General features: G+C 72.2%; 11 protein-coding genes and 2 pseudogenes. 6 read left to right on the forward strand and 7 right to left on the reverse strand.

Annotated features, from left to right (window positions below; genetic code table 11):
• Nucleotides 1-260: 260 nt before the first annotated feature.
• A complete protein-coding gene (locus tag ACFWBT_RS14130) occupies nt 261-926 on the reverse strand; it encodes a ScbR family autoregulator-binding transcription factor (RefSeq protein ID WP_385699489.1) in 666 nt (221 codons plus the stop codon).
• A 1,132-nt stretch (nt 927-2,058) separates the two neighbouring features.
• On the opposite strand from ACFWBT_RS14130, the gene ACFWBT_RS14135 reads away from it, so the two are divergent.
• Together ACFWBT_RS14135 and hemC are read left to right on the forward strand one after the other, a co-directional pair.
• Nucleotides 2,059-2,937, forward strand: coding sequence for an NAD(P)H-binding protein (locus tag ACFWBT_RS14135; protein ID WP_385699492.1), 879 nt, complete (start codon nt 2,059-2,061; stop codon nt 2,935-2,937).
• A gap of 826 nt (nt 2,938-3,763) precedes the next feature.
• Nucleotides 3,764-4,696 (forward strand): hydroxymethylbilane synthase, encoded by a 933-nt coding sequence (gene hemC / locus ACFWBT_RS14140; protein ID WP_385699495.1) that lies wholly within the window; start codon nt 3,764-3,766, stop codon nt 4,694-4,696.
• A 425-nt stretch (nt 4,697-5,121) separates the two neighbouring features.
• Here the strand turns inward: hemC and ACFWBT_RS14145 are convergent, their stop codons facing one another.
• The 6 genes and pseudogenes from ACFWBT_RS14145 to ACFWBT_RS14170 form a co-directional block, all read right to left on the reverse strand.
• The gene (locus ACFWBT_RS14145) at nt 5,122-6,627 is read right to left on the reverse strand and encodes an MFS transporter (protein ID WP_385699499.1); all 1,506 of its coding nucleotides are present in this window, start codon (nt 6,625-6,627) and stop codon (nt 5,122-5,124) included.
• 233 nt (nt 6,628-6,860) lie between these two features.
• On the reverse strand, nt 6,861-7,133 hold the full coding sequence (locus tag ACFWBT_RS14150) for a helix-turn-helix transcriptional regulator (RefSeq protein WP_385699502.1): 273 nt from the start codon (nt 7,131-7,133) through the stop codon (nt 6,861-6,863).
• Nucleotides 7,130-7,705 carry a Uma2 family endonuclease gene (locus tag ACFWBT_RS14155; protein WP_385699505.1) on the reverse strand — a complete coding sequence of 192 codons (576 nt, stop codon included), beginning with the start codon at nt 7,703-7,705 and terminating at the stop codon, nt 7,130-7,132. The genes ACFWBT_RS14150 and ACFWBT_RS14155 overlap by 4 nt, the downstream gene beginning before the upstream one ends.
• A gap of 80 nt (nt 7,706-7,785) precedes the next feature.
• A pseudogene (locus tag ACFWBT_RS14160) lies at nt 7,786-8,167 on the reverse strand (nucleotidyl transferase AbiEii/AbiGii toxin family protein); the annotation flags it as partial.
• A gap of 5 nt (nt 8,168-8,172) precedes the next feature.
• Nucleotides 8,173-8,565: a hypothetical protein gene (locus ACFWBT_RS14165; protein ID WP_385699508.1), complete on the reverse strand. Its 393-nt coding sequence runs from the start codon at nt 8,563-8,565 to the stop codon at nt 8,173-8,175.
• A 184-nt stretch (nt 8,566-8,749) separates the two neighbouring features.
• Nucleotides 8,750-9,736, reverse strand: coding sequence for a ScbA/BarX family gamma-butyrolactone biosynthesis protein (locus ACFWBT_RS14170; RefSeq protein ID WP_385699512.1), 987 nt, complete (start codon nt 9,734-9,736; stop codon nt 8,750-8,752).
• A gap of 330 nt (nt 9,737-10,066) precedes the next feature.
• On the opposite strand from ACFWBT_RS14170, the gene ACFWBT_RS14175 reads away from it, so the two are divergent.
• The 4 genes and pseudogenes from ACFWBT_RS14175 to ACFWBT_RS14190 form a co-directional block, all read left to right on the forward strand.
• Nucleotides 10,067-10,354 (forward strand): acyl-CoA carboxylase epsilon subunit, encoded by a 288-nt coding sequence (locus tag ACFWBT_RS14175; protein WP_385699515.1) that lies wholly within the window; start codon nt 10,067-10,069, stop codon nt 10,352-10,354.
• Between the two features lie 95 nt (nt 10,355-10,449).
• Complete coding sequence (locus tag ACFWBT_RS14180; protein ID WP_385699516.1) at nt 10,450-12,042, forward strand: acyl-CoA carboxylase subunit beta; 1,593 nt, start codon at nt 10,450-10,452, stop codon at nt 12,040-12,042.
• A 12-nt stretch (nt 12,043-12,054) separates the two neighbouring features.
• Nucleotides 12,055-12,714 (forward strand): ScbR family autoregulator-binding transcription factor, encoded by a 660-nt coding sequence (locus ACFWBT_RS14185; protein WP_385699518.1) that lies wholly within the window; start codon nt 12,055-12,057, stop codon nt 12,712-12,714.
• 280 nt (nt 12,715-12,994) lie between these two features.
• Nucleotides 12,995-13,219, forward strand: a pseudogene (locus tag ACFWBT_RS14190) (hypothetical protein); the annotation flags it as partial.
• Nucleotides 13,220-13,308: the final 89 nt, after the last annotated feature.

Raw genomic sequence — 13,308 nt, forward strand, 5'->3', positions numbered from 1 at the left:
CCCGGGGGTGTCCCCCCGGCATCGGGGGTGCCACCGCCTCCGGGATGCCCTCGCCTCTGGGGGTGCTCCGTCTCCGGGGGTGTGCCGGCTCGTGGGGGTGGTGGCTTGGGTGTTGTTGGTTGGTCGGGTGCCGTTGCTGTGACCGTCTTCGGTGCGGGCGGTGTTGCCGGCGGCGGCGGTGGTGGTGGTGTTCCTGCCGGCGGTGGTGAGGGTGCTGTTGCAGGTGGGTGTGGGGGGTTTGGGTCTGTGGCCGGGGGTGGTCAGCCGGTGGTGGGTTGGGGGGTGTCGTGGTGGTGTTGCTGGAGTTCGTTGAAGACTTTTTCGCCTCTGCCGTCGGCTAGGTCGACGGAGGCGAGGACGGAGGAGTGGACGACGGAGGGCAGCAGGTGGCGCAGGAGGTCGGAGACGCGGCGTTGGAGGTCTTGGTAGTCGCACAGGGCCTGGGACATGGCCTGGACGCCGGCGAAGGCGCCGACCATGACGTCGGCGGTGGTGTGGGGCTGGACGTGGGGGAGGAGTTCGCCTTGTTGCTGGGCGGCGGTGAGGGTGTCGTGGATGGACTGGCTCCAGCGGGCGAAGGGGCCGCTGCGGTCCAGTCCTTGGGCCTGCTGGTCCAGGGCGAGGCGGACTCCGGCGCGGACCATGGGGTCGGTCTGGAGGCGGTAGGCGTGGAGCATGCCCATGTCGACGAGTTCCTGGACTTTGCAGGCGCGGGGGATGGAGGTCTGGCCGTCCTGCTGGGACAGGACGCCCTGGGCGAGGTGTTCCTTGGAGGGGAAGTGGAAATACAGTGCGCCCTTGGTGACTTCGGCCGCGGTGAGGATCTCGCTGATGGTGGCGGCCTGGTAGCCGCGTTCCTCGAAGACGCCGGCAGCCGCCGAGAGGATCGACTGCCGGGTGCGGATCGCCCGGTCCTGCATGGCCATGTCGGCCTCCTTCCGTGCTGTTCCTGCTGGGCATATGCCCGGTCCGCCGACCCGGCAAAAGAAACCGTCCAGTTTGTATATTACAGGTTGTCGGGTGCGGGGCCTCCTGTCCTGGTCGATTGCGGGGCACGCCGGTCTGCCGGATGTCCGGGAGACCCGTCCTGGTCCGTGGTGAAACCGGGACGGGCCGGGGCGAAACCGGGGCGGGGCGGGGTGAGACCAGGCCGGTTCGGTGCGCTTTCGGGCCGCAACGGCGGTGGGCTGGGGCGGGGCGGTGTGCTCGGCGGCCGGGATGCCGCTCGCGCGGACGGTGCCCGGACCGCCCGCCCGGGGGTGGGCCGTCCGGTCCGGGTGAGGGCCGGTCCCCGGGGCCGTCCGGTGTGGGGGCGGGTGGTTCGGGGTGAGAAGCCGGGCGGCCGGTATGCCGGCCGCCCCGGATCGCGCCCGCTCACCTGCCAGCACCCGAGCGGCGCCGAACCCGAACCCGGGCCCGGGCCGGTTCGCAGCGGCGTCGGCCGCGTTGGGGTGAAGCCGAAGCCGAGCCCGGACCTGAGCTCGGGCCAGGGCGGTTGCGGGCCGGGTCGCGGTGAGGTTCGGGCCGGGGCGCGGTGGGGTGAGGCCGGCCCAGGCCCGGTCCGGGGTGGTTGCGGGCCGGGTCGCGGTGAGATTCGGGCCGGTTCGCAGCGGTGCGGCCGTGTGGGGTGAAGCCGAAGCCGAGCCCGGACCGAGTTCGGGCCGGGGTGGTTGCGGGCTGGTTCGTGGTGAGGTTCGCGGTGGTGCTGGCGTGTTGGGGTGAGGCCGGGCCCGAATTCGGGGTGGCTGTGGGCTGGTTCGTGATGGGGTTCGGGCCGGTTCGCAGCGGCGTCGGCCGCGTTGGGGTGAAGCCGGAGCCGGAGCCGGAGCTGGAGCCGGAGCCGGAGCCGGAGCTGAGCCGGAGCTGGAGCCGGAGCTGGAGCCGGAGCCGGACCTGAGCTCGGGCCGGGGTGGTTGTGGGCTGGTTCGTGGTTCGGGCGGGTTCTCGTGGTGGTGTCGGGGTGTGGCCGGGTTGGATCGAGGTGTGGTGGGGCCGGCCGGGGTGGGCCGGGGTGGGTGTGGTCGGGGTTGTCGGGCTGGGGTTGGGAGGGGTGGGGTTGTGATTTTGGTGACGGGGGCGACGGGGACGACGGGGCGGGCGGTGGTGGGCGGGTTGGGCCGGCTGCCGGGGGGTGTGGGGGTGCGGGTTCTGGTGCGTGATGCGGGGCGTGCGGTGGGGCTGCCTGCGGGTGTTGAGGTGGCGGTGGGGGATCTGGGGGACGAGGTGTCGCTGGGGCGTGCGTTGGCGGGGGTGCGGGCGGCGTTCTTGCTGACGTGCCGGGTGGGTGCGGGTGATGATGTGCGGTTCGTGCGGGCGGCGCGGGCGGCGGGGGTGCGGCGGGTGGTGAAGCTGTCGGCTGCGGCGGTGAGGGATCCGCAGGCGCGTGATGGGGTGACGTGCTGGCAGCGTGAGGCCGAGGAGGTGGTGTGCGGGTCGGGTCTGGAGTGGACGTTGCTGCGTCCGCGGGCGTTCATGTCGAACACGTTGGGGTGGGCGCCGTCGGTGAAGGGGGAGCGGGTGGTGCGGGCGTTGTGCGGGACGTCGCGTAATGCGTGTGTGGATCCGCGGGATGTGGCGGCGGTGGCGGTGTGTGCGCTGACCGGGCCGGGGCATGCGGGCCGTGCCTACACGCTGACGGGGCCGCAGGCGCTCACGGCGGGGGAGCAGGTACAAGAACTGGGGCGGCAGCTGGGGGTGGAGCTGGGTTTCGAGGAGCTGGGCCAGGAGGCGGCCCGGGCTGTGCTGGCCCGGCGGTATCCGCCGGTGGTGGTGGAGGCGTTGCTGGACAGTGCGTGCCGGCAGCGGGCGGGGGCCAAGCAGGTGGTGGAGCCCGCGGTGGCCGCGCTGCTGGGCCGGCCGGCCCGCTCCTACCGTGACTGGGTCGGCGACCACCTGGACGCGTTCCGGACGCCCGGGCCGGCGCGGAGTGCTGGGTGACGCCCAGCCGGGCGTGCGGGGGCCGGTGAACTGCGGACGGGCGGACGGGCGGACGGGCGGGGTGGTGGTGCAGGTGAGCGGGGCAGGCGTCTGCCGTTCGGCACGGGCACGGGAGGCGGCTTCAGGGCGCGAGGGGTGATGCCGTCCGGTTCCGGCGGCAGGGGAAGCCGCGCAGCGGGATGACCGGTGTGCTGCGCCCGCTGGGGGTGGGCGTGCACATACCGGCGAGCGAGGCCGGGCTGTACGCGGCGATCCGCCGTGGCTGTCGTGGCCGCCGCTTGTGAGGCGGCAGGGCGGACACGGGCTGCACGCGGGGGAACACCGGCAGCCGGTGATCTGCTTCACGGAGCTGGACCTCGGCCTTGCTGTCCCGGGGCGGGGACGCTGCGGGGCCGGAGGAACGCCGCCCCGAACGCCGCCCCGGCCGGAGTGAACGTCCGGCGCTCGAGCATCTTGATCCGGCCCGGCCCGCCCGGTGTTCCCCGGGCCGGGCCGGATCGGTGCCCCCGTGTCGGGGACCTGCCGCATCGGTCTGTGGCCCGAGGCCGGCGCCCGTACAGGCCGAGGTGCCTCGCCGGCCGGTCCGGACCGCCGGGGCCGGGCGGCCTGTGCGTGGTGGGCGGCCTGCCGCCGCAGGACACCTCGCGGGCCGGCGGGCGTTCGTACGTCATCGCGGCCGGGTTCTGGCCCGCAGGCACCACCCCCGCAAGGCGTCCGCGGCTTTCTCGCACACCTGCCCGATGCCCCCAACTTCCTTGCCGGGAGGCTGGGATGGGCTGCGGGATTGATGCCGGGGGTGCGGCTGCGACGCTCTATCGTGTACGACATGTCCGCCTCTGAGCTGATCCGTATCGTCTCCCGTGACTCGCCGATGGCCCTGGCCCAGGTGGAGCGCGTCCGCACCGAGCTCGGTGCGCTGCATCCCGGTATCGGGACCGTGGTGATCCCGGTCAGGACGACCGGCGACACATGGCTGGGAGATCTCTCCCAGGTCGAGGGCAAGGGGGCGTTCACCAAGGAGGTCGACGCCGCGCTCGTCGCCGGGGAGGCGGACCTTGCTGTGCACTGCGTCAAAGACGTGCCGGCGGACAGGCCGCTGCCGGCCGGCACGACCTTCGCGGCGTTCCTCAGGCGGGACGACATCCGGGACGCCCTCGTCCATCCCGGCGGCCTGCTCCTGGACGAGCTCCCCGCGGGAACCCGGATCGGGACCTCCTCGGTGCGCAGGGTCGCGCAACTCGCCGCCTCCCACCCGCAGCTGGAATGCGTGCCGTTCCGCGGCAACGTCAACCGCCGCCTGGACAAGCTCGCCGCGGGCGAGGTCGACGCACTGCTGCTGGCCGTCTCCGGCCTGGAGCGCATCGGCCGGCCCGACGTGATCACCGAGGTCCTGCCGGCCGAGGCGATGATCCCGCCGATCGGGGCCGGCATCCTTGCTCTGCAGTGCCGTGAAGCCGACACCCCCACGATCGACGTCATCAGCACTCTGAACGATTCCGGCACCTATCGGGAGGCCACCGCGGAACGGATGTTCCTGCACGTCCTCCAAGGCCACTGCAACAGCCCGATCGCCGGATACGCGAAGGCGTCCCGGGGTGATCTGTCGCTGCGCGCCTGCGTGTTCAGCCCGGACGGGAAGACCGTCCTGAACGCTCACGAATGGGCCGGGCGGCTCAGTCCCTCAGACCTCGGTGCTTCCGTCGCGCTGGCTCTGCTGCGCCAGGGCGCCCGCGAGCTGATCGACAGCATCGCCCACTGACAGCCCCCGTCACGCCCTTCTCCTTTGTGGCTCCGCAGCGGAGCCACGGCCCTTCGGGCCCGGTAGGGCTTCCCCCTCCTGTTGCCGATGATCCGGGGACGGTGTCACCGGATCCCAACGGCAAGGCATCGGCGGACCGCTGATGAGGGCCGCCTCGAGCACCGCCGTCCCCCGGCCCGAAGCTGCCGCGCCGGAAACCGTGACCCCGAGCCGTGGCCTCTCGGCTGCCGCGCCGGAAACCGTGGCCTCTCGGCTGTCGCGCCGGAAGCCGTGGCCCCGAAGCTGCCGCGCCGGAAGCCGTAGCCCCTCCGCTTGTCGCGCCGGAAGCCGTAGCCGCTCGGCTTGTCGCGCCGGTAGTTGTGGCCGCTCGGCTTGTCGCGCCGGTGGTTGCGGCTCTCGGCTGTCGCGCTGGTAGTTGTGGCCCTTCAGTTGCCGGGCCGCACCATTTCGTCGGCGTCGCCGTCTTGGGAACCGTGCCGGACGTTTTTCACGGTCCGCTCCGGTTCGGGGTGCAGGTGGCGTTCCCGCAGGTCCGCAGCCGCGAGCAGCAGTGCGGTCATGCTGAACCCGACGGCGGTGAGCAGTCCCAGCTGGATGGCGGTGACGGACTGTCCGTGGTTGGCCTGATGTGCGAAGTACACCGCGCCGACCACGGCGATCCCGGCTGCCGAGCCGATGCGCTGTCCTGTCTGCAGGACTCCGCCGGCCGCACCGGCACGGTGCACGGGGACGCGGGTGAGGGTGAGGGTCGTGTTGGGGGAGACCGTGAGGCCGGAGCCGATCCCGGCGACGACCATCGGCAGGGCCGTGGCCCATCCCACGCTCTGCAGGGGGACCAGCTGCACCGCCACGATCACTCCGAGCAGCCCCACCGCCACCGCGCCGAGGCCGATGACGACGAGCATGCGTCCGTGGCGCATCACCAGACGGCCCCCGATCGTGGCGCCGACCGCCGAGGCGGCCGCGAAGGGCAGTACCGACAGGCCGGCCGCCAGCGCGCTGTATCCGACGGTGTTCTGCAGGAACAGGGAGTAGACGAAGAAGACGGTGGTGAAGCCCGCGAAGTAGGTGAGGCTGATCAGGGAGCCGAACGTGAAGGACCGCAGGGAGAACAGGCTCAGATCGACCAGGGGAGCCTGCCCGCGCCGCCCCTGGCGCCGTTCCCACGTCCAGAACGCGGCCAGCAGCAGCGCCCCCACCGGCAGCAGCGCCCACTTCAGCCGTCCGGTCCACTGCTGTTCCTGTACCAGCGGCAGCATGAGCGCGAGCACCGCGGCGCCGAGGAGGAGCACGCCGAACAGGTCGAACTCCTCCTTCTTCTTGCCGGTTGAGGCCGGGAAGCGGGGCAGCAGTCGCAGTCCCGCGGCGAGGGCGGCCGCCCCGATGGGCAGGTTGACGAAGAACACCCAGCGCCAGCCGTTGTCGGTGCCGGCGGCGTTGATCAGCAGACCGCCCGCCAGCGGGCCCAGTGCCGTCGAGACCCCGATGACGCTGCCGAGCATGCCGAAGGCCTTGGCCCGCTCGGCGCCCTGGAACATCTGCTGGATCAGTCCCGAGGTCTGCGGGGCGACCATGCCCGCCGCCGCGCCCTGCAGGAGCCGGAACAGCACCAGCCAGGAGGCGCTGGGAGCCAGGCCGCAGGCCGCCGAGGCCAGTGTGAACGCGGCCAGGCCCAGCAGGAAGGCCTGCCGCCGCCCGTGCATGTCGCCCAGCCGGCCCGCCGGGACGAGCACCAGCCCGAAGGCCAGCGCGTATCCGGAGACCACCCAGGACTGGGCGGCCTCCGAGGCGGCCAGCCCGTGCTCCATCGAAGGCAGCGCCACGTTCACGATCGAGGTGTCGAGCAGTGAGATGAAGCCCGCCGTCAGACAGACCGCGAGCGCCTTCCACCGCCGGTCGTCAAAAGCGGGCCGGGCCTGGACTGTGGTCATGGGGTCACGCTAAGCAGCAACCGCACGCAACGCAGGGAAGGAGCCCTTTTGCGCGCGTCGTAGCCGTCAGCCCGCGTGCCCGTGTTCCGTCGTCGTCCGCGGCCACCTGGAAGCATGTCGGGCGCCCGGGCCCGGCGCGGGGGAGGTGGTGACACCCGGCAGGGGGGCAGGGCCGGTGAAGTGCCGGACAGGTGCGGGCGGAGGGGGGTCCTGGTGCCGCGGGTGGCGGATCGTCAGTCGTCCGGCTCCCCTGCCGGCTTGGCCGGCAGGGGAGGGAACGCTCGGGCTGAAGGCAGTGTTTGTCCGGAGCCGGATGTGAAAGTGACCGTCAGTCGGCAGTCCAGTGCCGAGGCGATGCGCTCCAGGAGGGTCAGTGTGGGCAGGTCCCGTCCTGATTCGATGCGGGAGATCGCGGCTTGCCCGGTTCCGGCGAGCTCGGCCAGGCGGGCCTGGGACATTCCGCGCTGCCGACGCCAGGACCGGACCAGGCCTGCTGTGTCGGTCACCGGCCGTCCTTGCTGTAACGGGGCAGACCGGCAGTGTCGATCTTCCAGTCGGTGATGGTGATGGTGTCCGAGAACGTGTAGTGCTGCCTGTTGTCGTAGGCGGGCACACCGCTTCTGCGGACCGGTGCCCAGTGATGGACTGCGCTCCCGTCACGGGGGTCGACGATGAGGTAGTGCGGCACTCCCATGGCCGGGTAGTCGCGCAACTTGCCCTCGTAGTCGTTGCTGGGATTGGACCGGGACACGATCTCGATCACCAGATGGCAGCGGCGGGGGTCGATCGCATCACTGTCGGCCACGGCTTCTTCCTCGTCGACCACGACGAGATCGGGTACACGCAGGATGCCGAGTCCGGCATCTTCCATGTCGGTTTCGAGCATGAGGAGCATGCCTGTGCCCAACTGGGGCTCCAGCTGGGTGCGCAGGCGGTGAGCCACCAGCTGATGCTGCTTCTTCGGGCTCGTCATCATCAGCAGCTGGCCATGGCTGATCTCCGGCCAGGCCAGCGGTTCAGGCCCGTCGAAAGTCTCACGGAACTCACGCAGATGCCGGTAGATGCTCTGTTCCGTCATACCTTCACCGTACATGACGAAATCGTCATGTACGGTGAGTCCCGCAGCCGCCGGGAGTCTTCGGGCTGCCTCCAGGGAGACGAGCGGACCTTGGTTCCGATCACGTCCTCCTCCGCGAGGACGGGCCCGTAGGGGCTCTGAACGATCGGGCGCCAGAGGATCTCTTTGAGGATGTCCACCTCGCAGTCCTGCCCGGTGGCCGGGTCGGACACGGTGAAGCGGGCGGACAGGGGCGCGGTCTCCAGCGACTTCACCTGCCAGCCCCGCGCCTCGAGGCCGGCACGCAGCGCAGCGGCGATGTCTGCCATCGGCGCCGGGCCTCTCGGTGGCGGCATCGAGGTCCTGGCTGGGCCGGCTGGCGAGGTGGTGTGCCCGTACCGCGTACCCGCCGGTCAGTACCAGTGGATACGGGGCACCGATGGCGATCACATCCGCCAGGAGCCGTGTGTGCAGCTCCGGCATGTCTCTCACGCGGCTGCCCGGGCTTTCTCGGCAAGTTGGGGGAAAGCGTCTTCCCGCACGGTGCGCACGGTACGGCCCACGAGGGTGCGCAGGACGGGCCACATCTGCAGGAGCAGACCCTGGTCAAGACAGGCGGTCAGCTCCTCGCGTCCGCCCTCGTGCGGCACGGTGCGGTGCAAACCCATTCGCTGGCGCGGCCTGTCCAGGTCGTAGGCGGTCATCCCGGACCAGGCCCCATGCAGCGGCAGCTCCACGATTCCCCGGGAAGGTCCGCGCAGCTCGCCCAGCGAGGCCGGCAGGCGTCGCCGGAACTTCTCCTGATACAGAGCGAGGTCATGGGCGTATGCATCGTGAAGGCCGGTGCTCCCTGGGGCAGGCGTATGCGGGCCGACTGTCATGACTCCCATGATGGCGTGCCCCAACACTGGAGTGCGGGAGTACCTGAAGTGCGGTCGGCAGGGGGCCGGCCACCACGCCGGTGCCCGGCCAGGAGGGCCGTTGGCCATGTGCACGGGCCTGGCTCTGTCCTGGCACGTTCCCGCGTGGGTGCGGGCGGGCGTGGTGGCCGGCCGGGCCGGCGGGTCAGGCGGGGCGGGGGCCGGTTCCGGTGGTGGCGGTGAAGACGGGGGTGTCGTTCTGGTGGGCGAGGATGCGGACGCGGCGCTGTCCGGCGTGGTCGGGCAGGGGGTGGGCCTCGATGGTGCAGGGGGTGTCGAGTTCCGCGTAGCGTTCGAAGGTGCTGGCGAGGTGGGCCACGAAGGTGCCCTGGCCCAGGGTGGCGACGGTGGCCTGGCGGGCGGCTTCGAGCAGGACCATGCCGGGGACGTGGTCGACCTGGTGGTCGAAGAGCACGGGGTGGCTGGTGTCGGTGCGCAGCAGCCAGCGCCCGCTGTGGCCGGCGGGGGACAGGACGACGTCGGCGGGCGAGGTGCGGCCCACGTGCTGCGGGGCCAGCGGGGCGGTCAGCGGTGCGGGCACCCCGGCCAGGGCGGCCTGCTTGCCGCGCAGCCGGGCGTAGACGGCGGGTGTGGTGCACGTGCAGGAACCGGAGGCGCTCGCCACCGTCTGTCCGCCGCGCCTGAACACGGCCTCGAAGCGGATGGCCGTGGCGGCGCCGCGCCGCCAGGTGACGTCGTGACAGGTCATCTCGATGCCGACGGAGGCCGGTGCGCTGCCGGTGGCCAGGTGCTCGGGGCGCACGTCCAGGGTGAGGCTGTGCATCAGGAAGGGGTGCTCGAGCGGCACACCGAACTCGGTGTGGGCGAGCAGGATGGCCGCCTGGCGGAAGGACTCGGCGGCGATGAGGGGGTCGTGGCGGCCCTGCACGGCGGTGAAGAAGCTGTGCCCGCGCGGCCACTGGGCGCTCACCTCGAAGCGGTCCGCCGCGGTGCGCGCCCAGTCGGTGAGCAGCACCTCGGCGACGCTGGCGCGGTGGACGAGTTCCTTGGGCACCGTGGTGGTCAGGGTGGCGAACCGCGGGGCCCGGCCGGCAGGCCCCGCGGCGCCGTCCGGCGGGGCGGGCACGGGTGCGGTGGCGATCGGGGCCGGCCCGGTGCGGAACGTGGTCATGGACATGTTTCCCCCTGAGCTGCGTTGGCCTGGCGTCGGACGTGCTCGCTGAGAATCAGGAAGATACAGACCACCCGGTTTACTTTCTAGAGTTCTCCGCGAGGTCCTGCCCGCGGGAAATGGAGCAGTTTGCTCCGAATCGGCGCCCGGCCGGCGCCCCGGACCGCCGGGCGCCGCCCGTGAGCTGGGGCGTCGGGTTCCGGCCGCCGCGCCCCGGTGGGGGACGAGCGGATCTCGAGCGGCACCACAGCGTCTCTCCAGCGCCCTGGCCGACGGTGACGTGACGGCCCGCCAGGCCCGCCGGGGCCCGCCGGGGGAGAGGGGTGATCGATGAGCAGCGGGGACACGGTGCTGCGTATCGAGCGCGGACAGGCCGACGAGGCGGAACTCGCCGCCCTGACCGCGGTGCTGCTCGCGGTCCTCGGCGCGCGCGGACGGGCCGCCGGACGGCAGGACGGACCGGACGGACCGGACGGACCGGACGGCGGACAGGAGGACGGGCGGGAGAGCGAAGGGCCGGCCGGGGGGTGGGCCGGGGCCGGTTCGCCCCTGTGGCCGGGGCCGGGAGGTTTCGTGCCGGCGGGCAGCTGGGCCGGCGGTGCCTCGAGCGGTTCTTGAGTAGAACAACTTTAAACCGCTTCAGCGGTTTGTTAATGTCCACGTACGGACCCGGGGCGGGACCTCCTCGGCCTTGTCCCAGGAGGGGACCTGACATGACGACGACGACTGCCCCCCAGCGGCCCGGGCCGCACGGCGCCGCCGCGCGCGGGCGCGTGGCGGAACTCCACGCGATCCGCGCGCAGGCACTGCAGGGCCCCGGCGAGAAGGCGACCGCGGCGCAGCACGCCAAGGGCAAACTGACCGCCCGCGAACGCATCCAACTCCTGCTGGACCCGGACTCGTTCCAGGAGGTCGGGCAACTGCGCCGGCACCGGGCGACCGGCTTCGGCCTGGAGGCCAACAAGCCCTACACCGACGGCGTCATCACCGGCTGGGGCCTGGTCGAGGGCCGCACGGTCTTCGTGTACGCGCACGACTTCCGCATCTTCGGCGGCGCGCTGGGCGAGGCCCACGCGCAGAAGATCCACAAGATCATGGACATGGCCGTCGCGGCCGGCGCGCCCCTGGTGTCGCTGAACGACGGCGCGGGCGCCCGGATCCAGGAGGGCGTCTCCGCGCTGGCCGGCTACGGCGGCATCTTCCAGCGCAACACCAGGGCCTCCGGCGTCATCCCGCAGATCTCGGTGATGCTCGGCCCGTGCGCGGGCGGCGCCGCCTACAGCCCGGCGCTGACCGACTTCGTCTTCATGGTCCGCGACACCTCGCAGATGTTCATCACCGGCCCGGACGTGGTCAAGGCGGTCACCGGCGAGGAGATCACCCACAACGCCCTGGGCGGCGCCGACGTCCACGCGCAGACCTCCGGGGTGTGCCACTTCGCCTACGACGACGAGCAGACCTGCCTGGAGGAGGTCCGCTACCTGCTCTCCATGCTCCCGCAGAACAACCGCCAGAGCCCGCCGCGCACCGCGTGCACCGACCCGGCCGACCGCCGCAGCGAGGTGCTGCTGGACCTGGTCCCGGCCGACGGCAGCCGCCCCTACGACATGACCGAGGTGATCGCCGAACTCGTCGACGACGGCGACTTCCTGGAGGTCCACGAGCACTGGGCCCGCAACATCATCTGCGCGCTGGCCCGCCTGGACGGCCAGGTCGTCGCCATCGTCGCCAACCAGCCCCGGCACCTGGCCGGGGTGCTGGACATCGCGGCCTCCGAGAAGGCCGCCCGGTTCGTCCAGACCTGCGACGCCTTCAACATCCCCCTGCTCACCCTCCTGGACGTGCCGGGCTTCCTCCCGGGCGTGGGCCAGGAACACGGCGGCATCATCCGCCACGGCGCGAAACTGCTCTACGCGTACTGCAACGCCACCGTGCCGCGGATCTCGCTCGTCCTGCGCAAGGCCTACGGAGGCGCCTACATCGTCATGGACTCCCAGTCCACCGGCGCCGACCTCACCTACGCCTGGCCCGCCAACGAGATCGCCGTGATGGGCGCCGAGGGCGCCGCGAACGTCATCTTCCGCCGCCGGATCGCCGGGGCCGCCGACCCCGAGGCCATGCGCGCCCGCATGGTCAAGGAGTACAAGGCCGAGCTGATGCACCCCTACTACGCCGCCGAACGCGGCCTGGTCGACGACGTCATCGACCCCGCCGAGACCCGCGAGGTGCTGATCGGATCGCTCGCGATGCTGCGCACCAAACACGCCGACCTGCCCTCCCGCAAGCACGGCAACCCGCCGCAGTAACGGAGCACCACGATGGCCAAACAGGAACGCGCGCTGCGCACGCGCGAGGCACTGATCAACTCCGCCGCCGCGGTCTTCGACCGCGAGGGCTACCGCACCGCCTCGCTCACCGCGATCAGCGGCCGGGCCGGCGTGAGCAACGGAGCGCTGCACTTCCACTTCGCCAGCAAGGCCGCCCTCGCCGAAGCCGTCGAGGAGGCCGCCGCACACCGGCTGGCCCGTATCACCGTGCACGGCGAACAGCGGCCCGGCCAGGCCCTGCAGTGCCTGGTCGACGCCACCCACCACCTGGCCGGCACCCTCCACGACGACGCCGTCCTGCGCGCCGGGTTCGCCCTGGGCTCCGAACACCTCTACACCGGCGAACGGGACCTGCGCCTGCAGTGGACGCAGTGGGTCGAGTCGACCCTCAAACGCGCCGACGGCGAGGGCGAACTCGCCGACACGGTGGTGCCGCGCGACGCGGTGGTCGCCGTCGTCGCGGCGACCGTGGGCTTCGAGGTACTGGGAGCACAGGACACCGAATGGCTCTCCTACCGCACCCTCACCCGGTTCTGGCGGCTGCTGCTGCCACGCCTGGCCGCACCGTCCTGCCTGCGACACCTGCAGGCGGCGGGCACCCCGGCCGGCCCCCCGCCCCCCGGCCCCCCACAGCCCCGCCCCGAACCCTGACCCCCAACCACCGCACCGCCCCAACCACCGCACCGCACGGCCCCAACCACCGCGCCGCCCCGACCACCCCCAACCACCGCGCCGCGCCGACCACCGCACCGCACGGCCCCAACCACCGCACCGCCCCAACCACCGCACCGCACGGCCCCAACCACCGCACCGCCCCAACCACCCCCAACCACCGCGCCGCCCCGACCACCCCCAACCACCGCGCCGCGCCGACCGCGCCGCGCCGCATGGGCGCGGCCCCGGACACCGCGTCTGGGACGGGGGTTGCTCTGGCCGCGGCATGCACCCGGACATGGTCGGCTTCCGCATGGACATCCACCCACCAGTCGATGCCGCTGAACGTGCTGCCACCCGCGCTGTTCTGCGGGCGCATGCCCTCCCGCAGCTCCATGAACGGATTCCGCGGGCGATCGCCGCCAACGAGACCTGGCAGCTGTTTGGCCTTCTTCGAGGTGAGGCATGCGGATCGGGGGAGCGGCCCGGCGAGCGGGTGTGACGGCCAAGGCGGTGCGCTATGACGAATCGCTGGGGCTGCTCGCGCCGGTGCGGTCGACCAACGGCTACCGGGACGGCGACGAGCACGAC

The sequence above is a fragment of the Streptomyces sp. NPDC060027 genome, assembly GCF_042737005.1.
Lineage (GTDB): Bacteria > Actinomycetota > Actinomycetes > Streptomycetales > Streptomycetaceae > Streptomyces.